Origin of the sequence: Streptomyces sp. NRRL S-337, assembly GCF_000720175.1 — a bacterium.
In the GTDB taxonomy this organism is placed as follows: Bacteria; Actinomycetota; Actinomycetes; order Streptomycetales; family Streptomycetaceae; genus Streptomyces; species Streptomyces siderophoricus.
The window spans coordinates 1-21,109 of the sequence record NZ_JOIX01000016.1; the positions used below are offsets into that span (position 1 = coordinate 1).

18 protein-coding genes are annotated in these 21,109 nt (G+C 72.3%); 7 read left to right on the top strand and 11 right to left on the bottom strand.

Going from position 1 to position 21,109, the window contains the following annotated elements:
• Positions 1 to 622: 622 nt before the first annotated feature.
• Complete coding sequence (locus tag IG62_RS0114100) at positions 623 to 1,843, top strand: amino acid deaminase/aldolase (RefSeq protein WP_030801747.1); 1,221 nt, start codon at positions 623 to 625, stop codon at positions 1,841 to 1,843.
• Between the two features lie 36 nt (positions 1,844 to 1,879).
• Here IG62_RS0114100 and IG62_RS0114105 read toward each other — a convergent pair whose 3' ends face one another.
• The 4 genes from IG62_RS0114105 to IG62_RS0114120 all read right to left on the bottom strand — a co-directional run bounded on the left by IG62_RS0114105 (position 1,880) and on the right by IG62_RS0114120 (position 6,825).
• Positions 1,880 to 3,148 carry a haloacid dehalogenase-like hydrolase gene (locus IG62_RS0114105; protein ID WP_030801749.1) on the bottom strand — a complete coding sequence of 423 codons (1,269 nt, stop codon included), beginning with the start codon at positions 3,146 to 3,148 and terminating at the stop codon, positions 1,880 to 1,882.
• A gap of 112 nt (positions 3,149 to 3,260) precedes the next feature.
• Positions 3,261 to 4,061 carry a 3-oxoacyl-ACP reductase gene (locus IG62_RS0114110; RefSeq protein WP_030801751.1) on the bottom strand — a complete coding sequence of 267 codons (801 nt, stop codon included), beginning with the start codon at positions 4,059 to 4,061 and terminating at the stop codon, positions 3,261 to 3,263.
• On the bottom strand, positions 4,058 to 5,446 hold the full coding sequence (locus IG62_RS0114115; protein WP_030801753.1) for an aldehyde dehydrogenase family protein: 1,389 nt from the start codon (positions 5,444 to 5,446) through the stop codon (positions 4,058 to 4,060). Before IG62_RS0114115 ends, IG62_RS0114110 begins: the two co-directional genes overlap by 4 nt.
• Positions 5,447 to 5,457: 11 nt before the next feature.
• Positions 5,458 to 6,825: a glutamine synthetase family protein gene (locus IG62_RS0114120; protein ID WP_030801756.1), complete on the bottom strand. Its 1,368-nt coding sequence runs from the start codon at positions 6,823 to 6,825 to the stop codon at positions 5,458 to 5,460.
• A 73-nt stretch (positions 6,826 to 6,898) separates the two neighbouring features.
• Between IG62_RS0114120 and IG62_RS0114125 the strand changes: the two genes are divergently transcribed.
• The 3 genes from IG62_RS0114125 to IG62_RS0114135 all read left to right on the top strand — a co-directional run bounded on the left by IG62_RS0114125 (position 6,899) and on the right by IG62_RS0114135 (position 10,082).
• Entirely contained in the window at positions 6,899 to 7,618 is a 720-nt protein-coding gene (locus tag IG62_RS0114125; protein ID WP_030414275.1) for a FadR/GntR family transcriptional regulator, read from the top strand.
• 282 nt (positions 7,619 to 7,900) lie between these two features.
• A complete protein-coding gene (locus IG62_RS0114130) occupies positions 7,901 to 9,340 on the top strand; it encodes an amino acid permease (protein WP_037838334.1) in 1,440 nt (479 codons plus the stop codon).
• A 43-nt stretch (positions 9,341 to 9,383) separates the two neighbouring features.
• A complete protein-coding gene (locus IG62_RS0114135) occupies positions 9,384 to 10,082 on the top strand; it encodes a gamma-glutamyl-gamma-aminobutyrate hydrolase family protein (RefSeq protein WP_030801761.1) in 699 nt (232 codons plus the stop codon).
• A gap of 9 nt (positions 10,083 to 10,091) precedes the next feature.
• Here the strand turns inward: IG62_RS0114135 and IG62_RS0114140 are convergent, their stop codons facing one another.
• On the bottom strand, positions 10,092 to 10,445 hold the full coding sequence (locus IG62_RS0114140) for an SH3 domain-containing protein (RefSeq protein WP_030801763.1): 354 nt from the start codon (positions 10,443 to 10,445) through the stop codon (positions 10,092 to 10,094).
• 36 nt (positions 10,446 to 10,481) lie between these two features.
• Complete coding sequence (locus tag IG62_RS0114145; protein WP_030801765.1) at positions 10,482 to 11,135, bottom strand: helix-turn-helix domain-containing protein; 654 nt, start codon at positions 11,133 to 11,135, stop codon at positions 10,482 to 10,484.
• 102 nt (positions 11,136 to 11,237) lie between these two features.
• On the opposite strand from IG62_RS0114145, the gene IG62_RS0114150 reads away from it, so the two are divergent.
• Positions 11,238 to 12,359, top strand: a complete 1,122-nt coding sequence (locus tag IG62_RS0114150) for an aryl-sulfate sulfotransferase (RefSeq protein ID WP_030801767.1) — start codon at positions 11,238 to 11,240, stop codon at positions 12,357 to 12,359.
• A 3-nt stretch (positions 12,360 to 12,362) separates the two neighbouring features.
• On the top strand, positions 12,363 to 13,673 hold the full coding sequence (locus IG62_RS0114155) for a uracil-xanthine permease family protein (protein WP_037838325.1): 1,311 nt from the start codon (positions 12,363 to 12,365) through the stop codon (positions 13,671 to 13,673).
• Here the strand turns inward: IG62_RS0114155 and IG62_RS0114160 are convergent.
• A complete protein-coding gene (locus tag IG62_RS0114160) occupies positions 13,640 to 14,599 on the bottom strand; it encodes a LysR family transcriptional regulator (protein ID WP_051798055.1) in 960 nt (319 codons plus the stop codon). The genes IG62_RS0114155 and IG62_RS0114160 overlap by 34 nt on opposite strands.
• 92 nt (positions 14,600 to 14,691) lie before the next feature.
• Between IG62_RS0114160 and IG62_RS0114165 the strand changes: the two genes are divergently transcribed.
• Complete coding sequence (locus IG62_RS0114165) at positions 14,692 to 15,834, top strand: TDT family transporter (RefSeq protein WP_030801775.1); 1,143 nt, start codon at positions 14,692 to 14,694, stop codon at positions 15,832 to 15,834.
• 18 nt (positions 15,835 to 15,852) lie between these two features.
• Here the strand turns inward: IG62_RS0114165 and IG62_RS0114170 are convergent, their stop codons facing one another.
• From IG62_RS0114170 to IG62_RS0114185, 4 genes are all read right to left on the bottom strand, one after another.
• Positions 15,853 to 16,575, bottom strand: coding sequence for a helical backbone metal receptor (locus IG62_RS0114170; protein WP_030801777.1), 723 nt, complete (start codon positions 16,573 to 16,575; stop codon positions 15,853 to 15,855).
• Positions 16,576 to 16,621: 46 nt separating this feature from the next.
• Positions 16,622 to 17,050 (bottom strand): hypothetical protein, encoded by a 429-nt coding sequence (locus IG62_RS0114175; RefSeq protein ID WP_030801780.1) that lies wholly within the window; start codon positions 17,048 to 17,050, stop codon positions 16,622 to 16,624.
• A gap of 136 nt (positions 17,051 to 17,186) precedes the next feature.
• The gene (locus IG62_RS0114180) at positions 17,187 to 19,784 is read right to left on the bottom strand and encodes an ABC transporter permease/substrate binding protein (protein ID WP_030801783.1); all 2,598 of its coding nucleotides are present in this window, start codon (positions 19,782 to 19,784) and stop codon (positions 17,187 to 17,189) included.
• Complete coding sequence (locus IG62_RS0114185) at positions 19,777 to 21,015, bottom strand: quaternary amine ABC transporter ATP-binding protein (RefSeq protein WP_030801785.1); 1,239 nt, start codon at positions 21,013 to 21,015, stop codon at positions 19,777 to 19,779. The genes IG62_RS0114180 and IG62_RS0114185 overlap by 8 nt, the downstream gene beginning before the upstream one ends.
• Positions 21,016 to 21,109: the final 94 nt, after the last annotated feature.

Here is a 21,109-nt window from a genome sequence, read left to right on the forward strand (position 1 = left end):
CCGGGAGCGGGCCGCCGCCCCGGGCGCGGCCGGCCTGCCCCGCAAGCCCCCGGCCGAGCCGTCCGCCCCCCCGCAGGCCCCCCCGGCGGTACGCCGGGCGCCGCCGGGGGTGCCTGCGGGGGGACGGACGGCTCGGCCGGGGACTGGCGGCGCAGGACGGTCGTGCGCGGGTCGTCGTCCGGCTCCGGTGTCGCGGCCGCCGCGGGCTGCCGGAGCGGCCGCGGGGGTATGGGCGGGACATGCCGCGGATCGACGAAGTCTGCGTCGGTGCTCACCCGCGCTCCCCCTTGCGCCGTGGCCCCCGGCCCCCGATCCGCAATCGGGGCAGGGGGGTTGGTATCCGGACAACACGCCGCTGACCTGCTGGTGGCGGTGTCGGGACACTCTACGGGCTGGTGCCGCCGGTGCTCCAACCCTCCCCCAAGCTCTTAAGGAGCAGGGGGTACCCCCAACCAAGCTCTTAAGGAGCAGGGGGTACCCCCAACCAAGCTCTTAAGGAGCAGGGGGCAACCCCAACCAAGCTCTGTCTGAAGGAGCAGGGGATACCCCCGGTCGCTGCCGTGTCCGGTCTGTCGGGATCTCACCCCTACCCAGTGGTAAGAGGGTCTGGCAGGCTGCGGCCATGTCCCAGCTGAGAGTCGATGCGTACGGCGACAAAGCCGCTTATGACCGGGCGACCGCCCACCTCGACGCGCCGCTGGCCGTCGTCGACCTGCGGGCGTTCGACGTCAACGCGGCCGATCTGGTGCGCCGGGCGAAGGGGAAGCCGATCCGGGTGGCGAGCAAGTCGGTGCGCTGCCGGGCCCTGCTGGAGCGGGTGCTGGCGCGGGAGGGCTTCGCCGGGATCATGAGTTTCACGCTGGCCGAGTCGCTGTGGCTGGCGCGCTCGGGTTTCGCGGACGTCCTGCTCGCGTACCCGTCGGCGGACCGGGCGGGGTTCGCCGAGCTGACCGCCGATCCGAAGCTCGCGGCCGCGGTGACGGTGATGGTCGACGATCCGGCGCAGCTGGCGCTGATCGACGCGGCCCGGCCCGCGGGGCGCGGCGGCGAGGAGGTCCGGGTGTGCCTGGAGCTGGACACCTCGTACCGGCTGCTGGGCGGGAAGGTGCGCTTCGGTGCCCGGCGCTCACCGCTGCGGGAGCCGTCCCAACTGGCCGCGCTGGCCCGGACGGTGGCGCGCCGCCCCGGTTTCCGGCTGGTGGGTCTGATGGCGTACGAGGGGCATGTGGCGGGGGTGGGTGACGAGGTCGACGGCAAGCCGGTGTTCTCCCGCACGGTCCGGATGATGCAGGCGGCGGCGCGCAAGGAGCTGGCGCAGCGGCGCTGGGAGGCCGTGCGGGCGGTGCGGGCGGTGGCGCCGCGGCTGGAGTTCGTCAACGGCGGCGGGACCGGCAGCGTGCAGCACACGGCAGCGGAGGCGGCGGTCACCGAGGTCGCGGCGGGTTCGGGGCTGTACGTGCCGCGGCTGTTCGACAACTTCCGTTCGTTCAGCGGCCGTCCGGCGGCGCTGTTCGCCCACCCGGTGGTGCGCCGGCCGGGGCCCGGGGTGGTGACGGTGCTGGGCGGTGGCTATCCGGCGTCGGGGGTGGCGGGCACGGACCGGCTGCCGGTGCCGTATCTGCCGGCCGGGTTGCGCTACGACCCCCAGGAGGGCCCGGGCGAGGTGCAGACGCCGTTGCTGGGGGCGGCCGCGGACGGGCTGGCGATCGGCGACAAGGTGTGGTTCCGGCACGCCAAGGCCGGGGAGCTGTGCGAGCGGTTCGACGCGCTGCGGCTGATCGACGGGGACCGGGTGGTGGACACCGTGCCGACGTACCGCGGGGAGGGCCGCACCTTCCTCTGAGCGGTGCGGCCCTCCCGTGCGGTGACGTTCACCGGGTCAGTAGACGGTGTCCTGCTGGTCCGGGACCACCGAGCCGTCGGCGCGGTGGACGGGTCCGAGGGTGCCGTCCGGCCGGGTGTAGCCGGTGCTCGCGCAGGGGTACGGGTCGGCCTTGCGCTGCTTGGGCTCGATGAACATCGGGTTGACGATCCACCGGTGGTCGGCGTTGTCGTACGCCCGGCACATCAGCTCGGTCTTGTTGCGGTTGATGGCCAGGTGGCCGGCGGTGGCGTCGCCGACGAAGGTCACGTCGGTCTCGGCGTCGCCGGCCGCGAAGGCGGGGCGGTGCGCCCGGTCCTGCTGCTGCCAGGCCTTGGCGCCCTTGACGTGGAAGATCTCCTGGTTGATCCAGCAGCGCTTGCCGTCCATGTACGTCAGGACCTCGCCGTTGGTGTCCTTGACGTCACCGCAGCCCTCGACGCCGGTGGTGAGCTTGCCGTCGCGGACCACGTTGCGGATGCCGATGATGTGGTCGCGGTCGATGCCCACACCAGGTGCCCAGGCACGGACCAGCGGCTCGGCGGAGGCGGAGACGATGTAGACGTCGAAGCCGGCCTTCTTGAGGGTGCCGATGAGGTCGCGCTGCTGCTCGTAGTAGCGGATGTATCCGGCCCACTTGTGTGTGCCGACGGTCTGCTCGGTACCGATCGGCGCGGCGAGGTTCTGGGTGCGGGCCTTGGCGGCGTACGAGGTCAGGGTGGCCGGGCTGTGCCCGGCGAACAGCTGGGTGATCCAGACGTAGGAGGGCACCGTGCGCCGGTGGTTCCACTCCCCCGCGAACGCGGGCTCGCCGCCGGAGGTCTTCTCGTCGTTGTAGACGTCGAGGATCTCGTCGGTGCAGTCGGTGTCGGTCGACGTCGGCAGCGGATGGCCGGCGGGCACGGAGGTGCCGCAGGCCTTGGTGAGCGCGTCGGCGGCGGCGTCGGTCAGCCACTTGTTGGTGGCCTTCCAGCTCGCCGGGCGCAGCACCTTGTCGTGCCGGAGCATCCAGGCCAGCGTGGCGTCGGAGATGTCGTTCTTGACGACGGTGTTGTCCCAGTCGAAGGTCGCGACCGGCCGCGCTCCCCCGGATCCCGAGCAGCTGCCGCGCTCGTCGATCATCTTCTGCAGCTTGGCGTGGTTGTCGCCGTACCAGCCCTTGGAGACCTTGAGGGTGGGACAGCGGTGCGGGGCCGGCTGCGCGGTGGCCGTCTGCGCGACCGCGACGCCGCCTCCGACGACCGCGAGGGCAGCACCCGCTGCCAGCCAGCGACGCTTGGTGAGCATGGATGTAACTCCTGTCGAACGAAGGATCGAAGGCGGACGGTAGCGTACGGCGGCCGGACGTCGCACGACATCCGGCCGCCGGGGCGCTTACGCGGAAGTGAACAACGAGCGATCACACCGGCGTGACGTACGCTCCCGCGATGCCTCCGTCGACCAGGAATTCGGCCGCGTTGACGAATGACGAGTCGTCACTGGCGAGGAAGGCGACCGCGGATGCGATCTCCTCGGGCTCGGCGAACCGGCCGACCGGGACGTGCACCAGACGGCGCGCGGCGCGCTCGGGGTCCTTGGCGAACAGCTCCTTGAGCAGCGGGGTGTTGACCGGCCCGGGGCACAGGGCGTTGACCCGGATGCCCTCCCGGGCGAACTGCACGCCCAGTTCGCGGGACATCGCCAGCACGCCGCCCTTGGAGGCGGTGTAGCTGATCTGGGAGGTGGCCGCGCCCATGACGGCCACGAAGGAGGCGGTGTTGATGATGGAACCGCCGCGTCCGGTCTGCTCGAACTGGCGCTGCATGTAGGGCAGGGCGTGCTTGCAGCAGAGGTAGACCGAGGTGAGGTTGACCTCCTGGACGCGCTTCCAGGCGTCCAGGCCGGTGGTGAGGATGGAGTCGTCGTCGGGCGGCGAGATGCCGGCGTTGTTGAAGGCGATGTCGACCGAGCCGTAGGTGTCGAAGGCGGTCTTGTAGAGCGCCTCGACCTGCTCGGAGTCGGTCACGTCGACCTGGACGAAGATGCCGCCGACCTCTTCGGCGGCGGCCTTGCCGGCCGTCTCGTCGATGTCGGCGCAGACGACGTGGGCGCCTTCGGAAGCCAGTCGGCGGGCGGTGGCCAGGCCGATGCCGCTGCCGGCTCCGGTGATCACGGCGGTACGGCCGACGAGGCGGCGGCACACTGCGGTCTGGTCGGTCACGGGGACTCCTCGCTGGGCTCGGTGCTGATGAAGATGTTCTTGGTCTCGGTGAAGGCGGTGAGCGCGTCCGGGCCGAGCTCGCGCCCGAGGCCGGACTGCTTGAACCCGCCGAAGGGGGTCCAATAGCGCACGCTGCTGTGGGAGTTGACGGAGAGGTTGCCGGCCGCGACGGCTCGGGAGACGCGCAGCGCGCGGCCGACGTCGCGGGTCCAGAGGGAGCCGGAGAGGCCGTAGTCGGTGGCGTTGGCGATCCGGACCGCGTCGGCCTCGTCCTCGAAGGGGATGGCGACCGCGACCGGGCCGAAGATCTCCTCGACGGCCGTACGGTCGTCGGGGCGGCCTTCCAGGACGGTGGCGGGGTACCAGAAGCCCTTGCCCGTGGGGGCCTCGCCGCGGATGGCGGCCGGGGCGTCCTCGGGGACGTAGGACCGTACCCGCTCGCGCTGGGCGGCGGAGATCAGCGGGCCCATCCGGGTGGCGGGATCGGCCGGGTCGCCGACGGTGAACGCCTTGACCGCGGGCTCCAGGAGTTCCAGGAAGCGGTCGTAGACGCTGCGCTGGACGAGGATGCGGCTGCGGGCGCAGCAGTCCTGGCCGGTGTTGTCGAGGAAGGAGCCGGGGGCGGCGGCCGCGGCGGCCTCGATGTCGGCGTCGGCGAAGACGATGTTCGGGCTCTTGCCGCCGAGTTCGAGGGTGAGCCGCTTGGTCTGCGCGGCGCAGCGTGCGGCGATCTGCCGGCCGGTGGCGGTGGAGCCGGTGAAGACGACCTTGGCGACGCCGGGGTGGTCGACGAGTGCGGTGCCGGTGACCGGGCCCTCGCCGGGCAGGACCTGGAAGAGGTGCTCGGGGAGGCCGGCCTCCAGGGCGAGTGCGGCGAGCTTGAGGGCGGTGAGCGGGGTGGTCTCGGCGGGCTTCAGCAGGACCGCGTTGCCGGCCGCGAGGGCGGGGGCGGTGCCCCAGGCGGCGATCGGCATCGGGAAGTTCCAGGGGGCGATCACGGCGACCACGCCGAGCGGTTCCTGGACGGTGATGTTGAGGCCGCCGGCGACCGGGATCTGGGTGCCGGTCAGCCGCTCCACTCCCCCGGCGGCGTAGTGCAGCAGATCGCGGACGTTGCCCGCCTCCCACTGCGCGTTGCCCAGGGGGTGGCCGGCCTCGGTCCGTTCCAGCTCGGCGAGCTCGGGGATGTGGGCGTCGACGACGTCGGCGAAGCGGCGCAGGAGGCGGGCGCGGTCGCCGGGGGCCACCGCGGCCCAGGCCTCCTGGGCGGCCGCGGCCCGGCGGACCGCGGCGTCGACCTCTTCGGGAGAGGTGGTGGGAACGAGGGCCACCACTTCCTCGGTGGCCGGGTTGAGGATCTTCAGCTCGTGCGGACCATTGGACACAGCGTGGTTCCTTACATGCGCTCGAAGGAGCGGAAGCGCTCCCAGTCCGTGACGGCGGCGTCGTAGGCGTCCTGTTCGACGCGGGCCATGTGGCGGTAGTGGTCGACGACCTCGTCGCCGAAGGCCTCGCGGGCGATCGGGCTGCGCTCCCACAGCTCGGCGGCCTCGCGCAGGGTGGTGGGGACGTGCGCGGCGTCGCCGGCGTAGGCGTTGCCGGTGGTGGCGTCGGGGAGTTCCAGCTCGTGCTCGATGCCGTACAGGCCGGCCGCGACCATGCCGGCGACCGCGAGGTAGGGGTTGACGTCGCCGCCGGGGAGGCGGTTCTCCAGGCGGTGGGCGCGGCCGTGGCCGACGACGCGCAGGGCGCAGGTGCGGTTGTCGGGGCCCCAGGCGACGGCGGTGGGCGCGAAGGAGCCGGGGCGGAAGCGCTTGTAGGAGTTGATGTTGGGGGCGTAGAAGAGCGTGAAGTCGCGCATCGCGGCGAGCTGGCCGGCGAGGAAGTGCCGCATGATCTGCGACATGCCGTACGGGCCGGAGTCGTCGGCGAGGACGGGGTGGCCCTGCTCGTCCTGGAGCGAGAGGTGGATGTGGCAGGAGTTGCCCTCGCGCTCGTCGTACTTGGCCATGAAGGTGAGCGCCATGCCCTCCTGGGCGGCGATCTCCTTGGCGCCGGTCTTGTAGATCGAGTGCTGGTCGCAGGTGGTGAGCGCCTCGTCGTAGACGAACACGATCTCGTGCTGGCCGAGGTTGCACTCGCCCTTGGCGGACTCGACGGTCATCCCGGCGGCGCCCATCTCGTTGCGGATGCGGCGCAGCACGGGCTCGACCCGGCCGGTGCCGAGGACGGAGTAGTCGCCGTTCCACTGGTTGGCCGGGTTCATGTCGCGGTAGCCGCGTGACCAGGCGTCCTCGTAGGAGTCCTTGAAGAGCATGAACTCCAGCTCGGTCCCGGCGAAGGCGCGCCAGCCGCGTTGGGCCAACCGGTCCAGCTGGCGGCGCAGGATCTGCCGGGGTGAGGCGGCGACCGGGGAGCCGTCGTGCCAGGCGAGGTCGGCGGTGATCAGGGCGGTGCCGGGGTTCCAGGGGGTGCGGCGCAGGGTACCGGTGTCGCCGTGCATGGCGAAGTCGCCGTAGCCGCGTTCCCAGGAGGACATCGCGTAGCCGTCGACGGTGTTGAGGTCGACGTCGACGGCGAGGAGGTAGTTGCAGCCCTCCGTGCCGTGGTCGAGGACGGTCTCGAGGAAGTATCGGGCCGCGAACCGCTTGCCCTGGAGCCTGCCTTGCATATCGGTGAAGGCGAGGACGACAGTGTCGATCTCCCCGGCGTCGACGAGGACTCTGAGCTCCTCGACGGAGAGTGGGGGCGTGCGGTCTGCCACGGTGTTGCCTCCTGTCACTGCATCCGGAGGTCATAAGGTAGGCACACGAACCATTGATTGGGAAGGGGTGTCGATGGACGGGACGGACGACCGGCTGGCGCCGGTGCTGCGGCCGGTGCGCGCGGGCAACGGCTTCGAGGAGGCGCTGGAGCAGATACTCCAGATCGTCCGGCTCGGCCTGGTCCAGCAGGGCGAACGGCTGCCCGCGGAACGGGAGTTGGCCGAGCGGCTGCAGATCAGCCGGGTCACCCTGCGCGAGGTGCTCAAGGTGCTCCAGGACGAGGGGCTGGTGGAGAGCCGGCGCGGGCGGTACGGCGGCACATTCGTCCGGGTGCGCGCCGAGAACCACGGCGAGGCCGAGCTGCGCCGCCGGATCGAGAAGATCGACGTCGAGGACACCCTGCGGTTCCGGGAGGTGCTGGAGGTGGGCGCGGCCGGGCTGTGCGCGGCGCACGGGCTGACCGACGAGCAGGCCGGGCGGCTGCGCGAGGCGCTGGCCGCGACGCAGGACGCGCCGCTCGCCGACTACCGCCGGCGCGACACCCTGTTCCACCTCACCCTCGCCGAGCTGTCCGGCTCGGTGTCGCTGGCCGCGCAGTACGCCGCGGTCCGGGCGAACGTCAACGACCTGCTGGACTGCATCCCGCTGCTGGTCCGCAACCTGGAGCATTCGCAGACCCAGCACGCGGCGCTGGTGGAGGCCGTGCTGGAGGGCGATGCGGACGGGGCGCGCGAGGTGATGCGGGAGCACTGCTGCGGCACCGCGGCGCTGCTCCGGGGCTTCCTTTCGTGACGCTTGCGCCACTCGCCGGGCCCCGAAACCCGCCCGTTACAAGATTTTCCCGCCGGGGTCTTGCGCTCAGCCGACCCGAAGACAAAGGTATCGGCCCATACCTTTATTGCGGGGCTGGTAGCGGTACGGCCGTACCCGCCGCGGATCATCGAGGCCCTCGGAGGCGTGGTGTCCATCAACGAGCACGCGACGAACCCAGAGCAGGACCAACAACCCCCTCAGCGCTCCAGCGACGAACAGCGCCTCCACGAGCTCGGCTACGCCCAGGAGCTGGCCCGCTCGATGTCGGCGTTCTCGAACTTCGCCGTCTCGTTCACGATCATCTCGGTCCTCTCCGGCTGTCTGACGCTGTACGGCTTCGGCATGAACACGGGCGGACCCGCCCTGATCACCTGGGGCTGGCCGCTGGTCGGCCTCATGACGCTGTTCGTGGGCCTGGCGATGGCCGAGGTCTGCTCCAGCTACCCGACGGCGGGCGGCCTGTACTACTGGGCGGCGAAGCTGGCACCCTCGCACGGCCCGGCGTGGTCCTGGTTCACCGGCTGGTTCAACTTCCTCGGCCAGGTCGCGGTGACCGCGGGGGTCGACTTCGGCGCCGCGTCCTTCTCGAACGCGCTGCTGGACCTGCAGTTCGGCTTCGCCGCCACCCCGACGCACACGATCATGCTGTTCGGCGTCGTGCTGCTGGTCCACGGCCTGCTGAACACCTTCGGCGTGAAGCTGGCCTCCTTCCTCAGCAACGTCAGCGTGTGGTGGCACATCCTCGGCGTGCTGGTCATCGTGGGCGCCCTGGTCGTGGTGCCCTCGAAGCACCAGTCCGCCTCCTTCGTCTTCACCCACTTCACCAACAACACGGGCTGGCACTCCAGCCTCTACGTCGGGCTGCTGGGGCTGCTGCTCGCGCAGTACACCTTCACCGGCTATGACGCCTCGGCGCACATGACCGAGGAGACGCACGACGCGGCCAAGGCCGGCCCCCGCGGCATCGTGATGTCGATCCTGGTCTCCCTGGTCGCCGGCTGGGTGCTGCTGGTCGGCATCACCTTCGCCATCCAGAACTACGACGGCGCGCTGGCCAGCAAGACCGGTGTGCCCCCGGCGCAGATCTTCATCGACGCGCTGGGCGCCACCGGCGGCAAGCTGCTCCTCCTGGTCGCCATCGGTGCCCAGTTCTTCTGCGGCATGTCGTCGGTCACCGCCAACTCGCGCATGATCTACGCCTTCTCGCGGGACGGCGCGCTGCCCGGCTCGCAGCTGTGGCACCGCATCAACAAGCGGACGAAGACCCCGACCAACGCGGTGTGGCTGGCCGCCGGCGGCGCCTTCCTGCTGGGGCTGCCGTACCTGTGGAACGCCACGGCGTACGCGGCCGTCACCTCGATCGCCGTGATCGGCCTCTACATCGCCTACGTCCTGCCGGTCATCCTCCGCCTGCTGCAGGGCGACCGCTTCCAGCGCGGGCCCTGGCACCTCGGCCGCTGGAGCAAGCCCGTCGGCATCATCGCCGTCGGCTGGACGCTGGTCATCTCCGTCCTCTTCATGCTCCCGACCACCAGCCCGGTCACGGCGGAGAACTTCAACTACACCCCGCTCGCCGTCCTCCTGGTCCTCGGCTTCGCCGGCACCTGGTGGCTGGTGTCGGCCCGCAAGTGGTTCACCGGCCCGAAGGTCCAGGGCTCGGCGGAGGAGCTGGCCGCCATCGAGCACGAACTGGAATTCTGAACAGGCCCGGCCGTTGACGCACCAGCACCCCCTCGGAGGATCCGTGTCCCAGCCGCTCATCGGCATCAGCACCTACCAGCAGGAGGCCAGCTGGGGGGTGTGGACGCTGCCGGCCGCGCTGGTGCCCGCCGGGTACCCGCGGCTGGTGCAGCGCTCGGGCGGGCTGGCCGCGCTGCTGCCGCCGGGCGATCCGGCGACCGCGGCCGCGGCGGTGGCCCGGCTGGACGGGCTGGTGATCGCCGGCGGCGCGGACGTGCAGCCGGCGCGGTACGGCGCGGAGCCCGACCCGCGCACCGGGCCGCCGTCACTCGACCGGGACGCCTGGGAACTCGCCCTGATCGAGGCGGCGTTGGCGGCCGACGTGCCGCTGCTGGGGATCTGCCGCGGGCTGCAGCTGCTGAACGTGGCGCTGGGCGGCACGCTCGTGCAGCACCTCGACGGGCACGCCGGGCCGCCCGGGGTCTTCGAGCGGCACGAGATCACGCCGGTTCCGGGGACGCTGCTGGCCCGGGCGCTGCCCGAGCCGGTCTCCGTGCCGACCTACCACCACCAGGCCGTGGAACGGCTCGGCCGCGGGCTGCTGGTCTCGGCGCACGCCGCGGACGGCACCGTGGAGGCGCTGGAACTGCCGGACGGGCCGGGCTTCGCGCTGGCGGTGCAGTGGCACCCCGAGGCGGGGGACGACACGCGTGTCATGGACGCCCTGGTGGCGGCGGCAGGCGGGGCGTCCCCCCGGGAGTGACCGGCCGGGTCAGACCCTCCTGGTCCCGCAAGCGGCGGGGATCCAGCCGGTGTTGCCCCGGAACGTGATCTTGAGCCAGTCGTTGCCCGAGCGGCCGCAGAGGTGGTAGCTCTGCCCCGTGCCCCTGCCGGTGATGCAGGTGGTTGCGCCCTTGGTGAAGAGCCCCACCGCGGTGCTGTTCAGCTTCCGCTCCTTGCGGATCCGCACGTTCTCCTGGGCCTCCGCGTTGACGCACGCGGCCCGCGCGGTGGCCGTGGCGGCGGGCGCCTTCCCGGGTGTGGCGGCGGTGGCGATCCCGCTGGTCAGTGCGGTGCCGAGCGCGGCCACGGCGATGACGGCGGGAGCCGTCAGCTTCAGCCTCATGTGTCCCCCTCAAGATCGATGAAGCGTTCGCACAGATTATCGATGCGGAAAGTCGTCCGCCACCCCGACCAGCAGGACCCGGGTGCCCGAAGTCAGCGCGCGCCAGCGGTGGGTGACCCCGCCCGAGCAGTAGAGGGTGTCACCGGGGCCGAGTTCATAGGCGTCGCCGGCCGCCTCGGCCTCCACCGCGCCCTCGACGACGTACATCAACTCGTCGTGCGGGTGCCGGAATGCGCGCTGCCAGTCGTGCCTGCCGCTGAACTCCAGGGCGTGCAGCTGCTGCCGGCCGCGGACCAGCGGGCGCACCCGGCCCTGACCGCCGGCGCCCCGCTCGCCACCGCTCCCCTCGCCGCCCGCTTCACCGCCCCTTCCCTCGTCGCCGCCCGCTTCGTCGCCGCCCTCGGGCATCGCCGCGGAGTCGGCCCGGACCACGTCGACGGTGCGCGGGCCGTCGGCGGCGGCCAGCAGCCGGACCGCGGTGGTGTCCAGCGCGTCGGCGATCAGCTGCAGCGAGCGCATGCTGGGACGGGCCCGGTCGTTCTCGACCTGACTGAGGAAGGGCGCCGACAGCCCCGTCCGGCGGGCGAGTTCGGCCAGTGTCAGCTCGCGGGCCCGGCGGCGCCGCCGTACGCCCGCCCCGACCCGCGGCGCCTCCGTGCCACCCTGTCCGCCGCCCGTCGGCCCGCCCATCCGCCACTCCTTATTGCCGCGTTCACAGCTCTGCAACAGACCGCCCCTAGCGTCTACGCTGTTTGATCCCATCAAACAAAGTTTGACAAGGGGAAGTTCTTCATGACCACGGTCGATCAAAACACACGCCGCCGCCGAGGCACCGGCCTGATCGCGCTCGACACCCGCGCCGCCCACGACGGCTACACCCTCTACGCCCCGCTGACCGGCGGCGGCGAGGTGCTGCTCATCGATCTGCACGGCACCGTCGTGCACCGGTGGCACCTTCCGCACCGCCCGGGACGGCACGCCCGCATCCTGCCGAACGGCAACCTCGCCTACAACGCCACCCTCCCGGACCAGGACGCGCTGTTCCCGATGTGGCACAAGTACCGCGGCGGGCTGATGCAGGAGATCACCCCGGACGGCACCGTGCTGCGGGAGTTCACCGACCCGCTGCAGCACCACGACGCCCACCACCACGGCGACGGGCGGATCCTGTACACCGCGCTCGAACCGCTCACCGGGGACCGGGCCGCGGCGGTCCGCGGCGGCGTCCCCGGGTCCGAACCGGGCGGCACGGTCTGGGCCGACACCATCCGGGAGGTCGACGCGGAGGGCCGGCTGCTGTGGTCCTGGCGGGTCGCCGACCACCTCGACCGGGACGCGTACGCCCTCCACCCGGACTACGCGCGCGAACACTGGCCGTTGATCAACTCGGTGTACCCGCTCGCCGACGGGAACGTCCTCGCCAGCCTGCGCAGTGTCTCCGCGGTCGTGGTGATCAGCCGCGCGACCGGCGAGATCCTCTGGCGCACCGAGCCCGGCCTGGTCTCCCAGCAGCACCACCCCACCGAGCTGCCGAACGGCAACTTCCTGATCTTCGACAACGGCGTCTTCCGCCCCGGGCGGGACGTCCCGTTCTCCCGGGTCATCGAGGTGGACCGGGCGACCGGGAAGATCGTGTGGGAGTACCACGACCCGTCCCGGGAGGCGTTCTTCGCGCCGTTCATGGGCAGCGCCCAGCGGCTGCCGAACGGCAACACCCTGATCACCGACTCGCCCGCCGGCCGGCTCTTCGAGGTGACCGCCGAGGGCCTGCTGGCTTGGGAGTACGTCGTGCCGGAGTTCGGCAGCTACCGCGAACCGGAGGTCGGTGCGCTCTTCCCGGCGCAGAACAACGCGGTCTTCCGCGCCTACCGCTACGACGCCGGCCAACTGCCCTGGCTGAAGCGGCAGGTGTGAGCGATGGCCGCCTCGGCACCGGATGCCGTCGACGCACGGCTGCCGCTGGTCCGGCTGCTGCCGCTGGCCGCCCAGCACGTCCTGGCGATGATCGCCGCCCCGGTCTCCACGGTCTTCCTGATCGCGACCGGCCTGCGGCTGCCCGCCGACCGCACCGCCGCCCTCCTCAGCGCCACCCTGCTGCTGTGCGGGGCCGGTGCGCTGCTGCAGTCCTTCGGCGTGCTGCGGACCGGGGCCCGGCTGCCGTTCGTGATGCTGCCGGGCGGCGCGGCGGCCGCCCTCTTCCTCCGGACCGCCCAGGAGCACGGCGCGGCCACCGCGTCCGGCTCGGTCCTCCTGGCGGCCGCGCTGCTGCTGGCCGTCACTCCGCTGTACCGGCGGATCGTACGGTTCTTCCCGCCGCTGGTGATGGGCGCGACGGTGCTGGTCATCGGCGTCAACATGATCGACGTGGCGGCGCCGATGGCGGTCGGCGGCACCGGGCTCGCGGTGGTCACGATCGCTGCCACCGCCCTAGGTTTCCTGCTGCTGCGCGGGGTGTGGCGGCAGCTCTCGGTGCTGCTCGGGATGGCCGTGGGGACCCTGACCGCCGTCCTGACCGGGGCGCCCTTCCACCACGTCCCGGGCGGCGGTGTGCTGGCCCTGCCCCGCCTCTTCCCGTACGGCGCCCCGCACTTCGACCTGCTCGCCGCCCTGCCGCTGATGGTCTTCGCGCTCGCCTCGCTGGCCGAGGCGACCGGGCAGACCGTCCTCAACAGCGAGGCGGTGGGCCGTACGCCCGACCCGGCGCGGGACGTCCCGCGCACCGCCCGCGCGGACGCGGTGACCTCCCTGGGCGCCGGGCTGCTCGGCGGGACCGTGATGGTGACCAGCGCCGAGAACATCGGGATCGTCCAACTCACCGGCGTCCGCAGCCGGTTCGTGACGGCCGGGGCGGGCGGGCTGCTGATCCTCGGCGGTCTGTGCGCGCCGGTGACCCGGCTGCTGGCGGCGCTGCCCACCCCCGTGGTCGGCGGCGCGTCCCTGGTGATCTACGCCGTCATCGCGGCCATGGGCCTCGGTCTGCTGCGCCGCACCGACCTCGCCGACCGGGGCGCGGTCACCGTCGTGGCCCTGACCCTGCTGGCGGGGCTGCTGCCCGTGCTGGCCCCGGAGTGGTACCGGCCGCTGCCGGACTGGGCCCGGACGCTCTTCGGCAGCGGGGTGCCGGCCGCCGCCCTGACCGCGGTCGTGCTGTCCGCGCTGTTCGCCCGCTGCGGGCCGGGCCGGCGGCGTCCGGTTCAGGACGCCCCGCGGGTCAGCCCCAGCAGCTGACGGGCCGGGCCCGCGGGCCGTTGCCCGGTGGGCCACACCGCCCGCAGATCACGGCCGAGCCGCAGGTCGCGCACCGGGACCGCCACCAGCCGGCGGGCGGTGAGCTCCTCGCCGACCGCCAGTTCGCTGAGCACCGACGGTGCCGCCCCGCTGAGCACGGCGGCCTTCAGGGCGGTGGTCGAGGCGAGTTCGAGCAGCGGCTCGGCCGGCCCGCCGTACCCGGCGAGCGCCGCGTCCACCACCTGCCGGGTGCCCGAGCCGCGCTCCCGGAGGATCAGCGGGGTCGCGGCCAGCTCGGCGGCGGTCGGTCCGGTACGCCGCCGGGCCCACGGATGGGACGGGGCGGCGACGACCACCAGCCGGTCGTGCCCGATGACCGCGCCGTCCAGCCCGGCCGGGACGTCCAGTCCCTCGACGAAGCCCAGGTCCGCCTCGCCCGCCAGCAGCCGCTCGGCCACCACCTTGGAGTTGCCGGTCAGCAGGGACACCGCGGTACCGGGCAGCTCGGCGCGCAGCGCGATCAGCCAGCCGGGCAGCAGGTACTCGGCGATCGTCATGCTCGCCGCGACCCGCAGCCGGGAGTCGCGCCGGCCGCGCAGCGCCTGGGCTCCCGCATCGAACGCCTCGGCCGCCTCGACGACCCGGCGCGCCCAGTCCGTCACCAGGACCCCGGCCTCGGTCAGCCGGGAGCCGCGCGGCGACCGCTCGACCAGCGCCACGCCCAACTGCCGCTCCATGGACCGGATCCGGCTGCTGGCCGCGGGCTGGCTGATGCCGCGGGCCCGGGCGGCCCGCCCCAGACTCCCCAGCCGGGCGACCGCGAGCAGCAGCTCCAGCGCGCCCAGATCCGGCACCCGGTGCGCCAGCGGGACGGCCGGGACCTCACCCGACCCGTTCCCGGCACCCGCCGCATTCGCTTCACTCATCGGTCCCCGGCCCCCTGCTCATCACCTCAGCTTATGCCCCCATAGACACGACGTCCCTGGTGGTGGCGGCGGCGACCACCGACGCTTCCTCCATGGCAACCCTCGCGCACGCACCTTCCCGCCCCGCCGCCCCGCCCCGCCCCTCGGACCCGGCCGGCCCCTCGGGCCCGGTCCGCCATCTCGGCCCGAACTGGTACGCCACCGTGATGGGCACCGCGATCGTCGCCAACGCCGGCGCGGCCCTGCCGCTCGCCGCCCCGGGGCTGCGCACCGCCTACCAGCTCGTCTGGGCGCTGTCGGGGCTGCTGCTGGTCACCCTGCTGGCCGCCCGTACCGTCCACTGGCTCCGCCACACCGACCAGGCCCGCCGGCATCTCCTCGACCCGGCCGTGGCGCCGTTCTACGGGTGTCTGTCGATGGCCCTGCTGGCGGTGGGCGGCGGCACGCTGACGGTGGGCCGGGACGTCATCGGCGGGCCGGCCGCGCTCGCCACCGACGCGGTGCTGTGGAGCCTGGGCACCCTCGTCGGAGTGGCCGGGGCCGCCGCGATCCCGTACCTGATGGTGACCCGCCACCGCATCGAGCCGGGCAGTGCGACCCCGGTCTGGCTGCTGCCGCTGGTGGCGCCGATGGTCTCGGCGGCCCTCGGCCCGGGCCTGCTCCCCCATCTGCCGGCCGGCCAGGCCCGGCAGGCGATGCTGCTGGGCTGCTACGCGCTGTTCGGGATGTCGCTGCTGGCGACGCTGCTGGTGCTGCCCCTGGTGATGTCCCGGCTGATCCACCACGGCCCGCTGCCGCTCGCGCTCACCCCCACGCTGTTCCTCGTCCTCGGCCCGCTCGGCCAGTCCACCACCGCGACCGGAAACCTGGCCGACGTGGCGCCGGGCGTCGTCGACGCCCCGACCGCCCACGCGATGGGCGCCTTCGCGGTCCTGTACGGGATCCCGGTGACGGGGTTCGCCCTGCTGTGGCTGGCGCTCGCGACGGCGCTGGTGGTCCGCGCCGTCCGCAACGGCATGCCGTTCGCGATGACCTGGTGGGGCTTCACCTTCCCGCTCGGCACCTGCGTCACCGGGGCGGCGGGCCTGGCGCGGCACACCGGGCTGACCGCCTTCACCTGGCTGGCCGTGGCGCTGTACGCCCTGCTGGTGGCCGCGGTCGCGGTGGCCGCCGCCCGCACCGCGAGCGGCCTGGTCCACGGCCGGCTGCTCACGCCTGTGCCGCCGGCCCGTTAGCCGGCCCTGCCGTACGGCTCAGCCGGCCCCGGCCAGCGCCTTGGCGAGGGCTGCCGGGGCGGTCGCCAACGACGGGCCGTACCAGGTGAGATCGCGCCCGCTGACCAGCGCGGCGGGCAGCCCGGGGAACGCCTCGGGCCCGTCGTCGGCGGTGAAGCGGTAGGGCTCGTCGGGCAGCACGACGAGGTCGGCGCCGGCGGCGTTGAGGGCGTCCAGGGCGATCCGCGGATAGCGGTCCGGGTGGCCGGCGTAGACGTTCCGTACGCCGAGGCGGGCCAGGAGGTCGCCGGCGAAGGTGTCCCGGCCCAGCACCATCCACGGCCTCCGCCAGACGGGCACCACCGCGGTCCGCTCCCCCGCCGGCCGGGCCAGGTCACGCCAGGCGGCCTCGGCGGCGTCCAGCCACCCGGGCCGGGCCAGCCGGCAGCCGGCGACCAGCACCCGGTGCAGCTCCCGGAACCCCTGCTCCAGCGTCCGTACCTCGGTGACCAGCACCTCCAGCCCGGCGGCGCGCAGGGCGGCCAGATCGGCCGGGCGGTTCTCCTCCTCGTTGGCGAGCACCAGGTCGGGCGCCAGCGCGGCGATCCGGGCGGTGTCGGGGTTCTTGGTGCCGCCGATCCGCACCACGTCGAGGTCCGCCGGACGACCGCACCAGTCGGTCGCCCCGACCAGCAGCCCGGGCGCGCTGACGGCCACGGCTTCGGTGAGGGACGGCACCAGGGACACCACGCGACGGGTCATGGGCCCAGGCTAGGGGTCGACGAGGGTGCGCACCCGCCTTCCCCGGCTAACGGCGGACGCTGCGCCGCAGCAGATACGCCGCGCCCCCGGCGAGCAGCAGCAGGGCCAGCCCGCCCGCCGCCTGGGTCGCCGTCAGCCCCTCGACCCGCCCGGCCCGTACGGTCACCAGCTCGGTGAGGCGCTCGCCGCCCGGCGTGCATTCGATGATCACCCGGTAGCGGCCCGGGGCCGCACCGTCGGCGACCCTGGCCTGGCCGGTCAGGCCGTCCGCGCCCGGCCGCAGCGCCACCGGACCGAACAGCTTCGAGGCGGCCCGGGCGCCGTGCACCGCGCCGCACTCCTGCTCGTCGCTGATCCGCACCCGCTGCCCGGCCACCATCGGGTCCGGGTCGACCTCGGCCCCGGCGGCCGGCGCGACGACGCCCAGACCGGCGGCGCCGAGCAGTGCGGCGGCGGCGATGTGCGCAGGGTTCACGTGCCCAGCGAACCATCCCGCACCGGGCTCCGCGGCGCATCCGCCGCCGGTCAGGTGAACCGGACACGTCGCGGGCCCCGCCGCCCGGCGACTGCCGGGAAACGGGGCCCGCTGCGGCCTTGGGGAAAAGGCCCGCCTACTTCACCGGCGCCATCTTGTCCACAATTCCCGGGTGGTCGCCGATCCACTTCTCGACGCCCTTGTTCTCATTTCCCTTGCCGGCGTCCTGGATGTCCTTCTCCAGGCTGCCGAGTTCCTCGGGGCTCATCTTCCAGTTCTTCAGCCAGCCGTAGAACTCCGGGAATTTCTTCGGGAGGTTCTTGTTGCCGAGCGTCTTGATCTGGTTGTTGGCGCCCCAGGTGCCCTTGGGGTCGGCGAGCTTGGTCAGGTGGTACTTGCTGTACGCCCAGTGCGGCGACCACAGCACGACCGCGATCGGCTCGTGCTTGTGGTAGGCGCGGTCCAGCTCGGCGAGCATGGCGCTGGTACCGGCCGAGGTGACGTCGAAGTCCTGGAGCCCGTACGCCGGTGCCACGGTGTCCTTGAGCCGCTTCATCTCACCCGTGCCGGGCTCGATCCCGATAATTTTGCCCTTGAATTCGTCCTTGTGCGCCCGCAGGTCGTCGAGCGTCTTGACGCCCTTGACGTACGACGGCACGGCGATTTCCAGGGACGTCTTGTCGTACCACGGCCCGACGTCGACGAGATCGTGTCGGTACTTGTCCCAGTACTGTTTCTGCGCCACCGGCAGCCAGCCGTCCGTCTCCACGTCGATCTGCCCGGTGGACAGGCCGGTCCACATCGGCCCGATGTCGAGATTGCGGATGTTCGGCCGGTAGCCGCGCTTCTCCAGGACGTTCTTCCAGAGGTACGTGGTGGCGATGCCCTCGTCCCACGCCGGGTAGCCGATGTCGGGCGCCTTGCCCGCGTCCTTGCCCTTGGCGTAGGTGGCGTGGGCGGACGGCGCGATCTTCTCGACCAGGCCCGGGTTCTTCTTCAGCCAGGTGCGCACACCGTCCTGCTCATGGCCCTCGCCGGCGTTCTTGACGTCGTTCTCCAGGCTGGTGAGCTGCTTCTCGTCCAGGTGGAAGTTCTTCATCCACTTGGCGACCTCGGGCTCGTCCTTGGCGAAGCCCTTGCGGCCCAGCAGGTGCAGGCTGTCACCCGAGCCGAACGATCCCTTGGGGTCCTTCAGCTTGGTGAGCGGGTACTTGTCGTACGCCCAGTGCGGCGACCAGAGCGTGACCGCGATCGGCTTCTTCTGATGGACCGAGCGGTCCAGCTCGCTGAGCATCGACGCGGTGCTGGACTCCTGCACCTTGTACGTACCGCCGAGGCCGTAGTCCTTGAGGACCTTGTCCTTGAGGATCTTCATCTCGCCGGCACCGGGCTCGATGCCGGTGATCCTGCCGCCGAACTCGCCGGCCTTGCCCTTGAGGTCGTCCAGGGTCTTGACGCCCTTGACGTACGACGGCACCGCGATCTCCAGCGACGTCTTGTCGTACCAGGCGCCGAGGTCCTCCAGCTGGTCCTGGTACTTCTTCCAGTACGAGGCGTGGGTGGTCGGCAGCCAGGCGTTGGTCTGCACGTCGATGTCCCCGCGGGCCTGCCCGGCGAACAGCGGACCCGCCTCCAGGGCCTGGACCCTGGGCTTGTAGCCGCGCTCCTCCAGGATCTCCTTCCAGAGGTACGTGGTGGCCTTGCCCTCGTCCCAGTTGACGTAACCGATGCTGATCGGGCGGCCGTTCCCGCCGCCCTGGCCGGCGCTCTTGCCGAACATGCCCATGCCGCCGGCGATCAGCGCGAGCACGACCACGCCGACCACGGCCACGGACGTGGCGGGCCGCCACCGCAGGAACTTCAGGCCGCCCAGCGACGCCTGGGCCTTGGCCAGCGCGCGCCGGCCGAGCGGGGAGACCCGCTGGTTGAGGGCGCCGGTCATCCGGTCCAGATACATGGCGAGGATGACCACCGCGAGGCCGGCCTCGGCGCCCAGCGCCACGTTGACCGAGCTGATCGCGTTGTAGACGGACGAGCCGAGACCGCCGCCGCCGACCATGCCGGCGATGACGACCATGGACAGCGCCAGCATGATGACCTGGTTGATGCCGGCCATGATCGTGGGCAGCGCGAGCGGCAGCTGGACGCGGAAGAGGGTGCGCCGCGGGTGGGTGCCGAACGCCTCGGCGGCCTCGACCAGTTCCTCGTCGACCTGCCGGATCCCCAGCTCCGTCATGCGGACCGCGGGCGGCATGGAGAAGACGATGGTGGCGACGATGCCGGGGACGACACCGAGGCCGAAGAAGAGGATGCCGGGGATCAGGTAGACCATCGCCGGCATGGTCTGCATCAGGTCCAGGACCGGACGCAGCGCTCCGCCGACGACCCGGCTGCGGGCCGCCCAGATGCCGAGCGGCACCGCGACCACGACGGTGATCAGGCAGGCGACCAGCACCAGCGAGAGCGATTCGACGGTCGGGCCCCACTGTTCGACCGAGTCGATCAGGGCGAACCCGAGGAAGGTGAGCACGGCGGCCGGCAGTCCGCGCAGCCACCAGGCGAGCACCGCGAAGATGCCGGTCAGCAGCAGCGGTTCGGGCCCGGCGAGGACCGTGTGGATCGCGTCGTAGAGGCCGTTCAGCACCTTCGTGATGAGGGTGAAGAGCCAGTCGAGGTTGTCGCGCAGCCAGTTGACGGCGTCGTTGGCCCAGCTGCCTATCGGGATCCTAGGCACCGGCGATCACCTTGCCCTCGGGGTCGTCGTCGCCGGGTTCGTCGTCCGTCCCCGCGGCCGCCTCCGTCGTTCCCCCGTCCGTCTTCGCCGTCTTCGCGAGGGTCTTCACCCCGGGCTGGGCGGGGACGCCGGGAGCCGTCGCCGGCGCCTGCTCCGCACCCTGTTCGGCGGGCTCGCCGAGCACCGCGAGCAGCCGCTCGGCCGGTACGGCACCGATCACGGCGCCCGTGTCGTCGGTCACCGCGACGGGCACACTGCTGGCCGAGCACGGCGTGAACAGCTCCACCAGCGGGGTGTCGACGTCCACGGTGGCCGGCGCCGCGGCACGGAACTCCGCGGCCGTGCCGAGCGTGCCGCCCTCCGGCGTGCGGCCGCCGAGCACCGTGCCGACCTCGGCCATGACCGCGCCGGCGGTCAGTACCCGGCTGCGGTCCACGTCCTGGATGAAGGAGGCGACGTAGTCGTTGGCGGGGCGCACGAGGATGTCCTCGGCGCTGCCGGTCTGCACGATCCGGCCGTCCCGCATCACCGCGATCCGGTCGCCGAGGCGCATCGCCTCGTTGAGGTCGTGGGTGATGAAGACGATGGTCTTCTTGAGGGTCTTCTGCAGTTCCAGCAGCTGGTCCTGCATGTCGCGCCGGATCAGCGGGTCCAGCGCGCTGAACGACTCGTCCATCAGCAGCAGATCGGCGTCGGTGGCCAGGGCCCGGGCCAGGCCCACCCGCTGCTGCATACCGCCGGACAGCTCGTCGGGCCAGGACTTCTCCCAGCCCTTGAGGCCGGTGAGTTCCAGTGCCTCGGTGGCCCGCCGCTCGCGCTCGGCGCGCGGCACGCCCTGGACCTCCAGGCCGTAGGCCGCGTTCTCCAGGACGCTGCGGTGCGGGAAGAGCGCGAAGTGCTGGAAGACCATGGAGATCTTCCGGGAGCGGACCGCGCGCAGTTCCTTGTCGCTGAGGGAGGTGAGGTCCTGGCCGTCGATCCGCACGGTTCCGGCGGTCGGCTCCAGCAGGCCGTTGAGCATGCGCAGCAGCGTGGACTTGCCGGACCCGGACAGACCCATGACGACGAAGATCTGGCCCTCGTCCACCTCGATCGACGCGTCGATCACGGCGGCGGTGGTGCCTTCGGCCCGCAACTCCTCCCGGCTCGCGCCGGCTTCGAGTCTGCGTACCGCGTCCTCGGGTCGTCTGCCGAACACCTTGTACAGGTGCTCGGCTTGCAGCCTGGACACATATGCCTCTCTTGTCGCACGAGAAACGACCTGCCACCCCCGCCGGCAGGTCGTGGTGCGGGACGGGGTCCGCCCGCCTTTACCGCTGGAAATG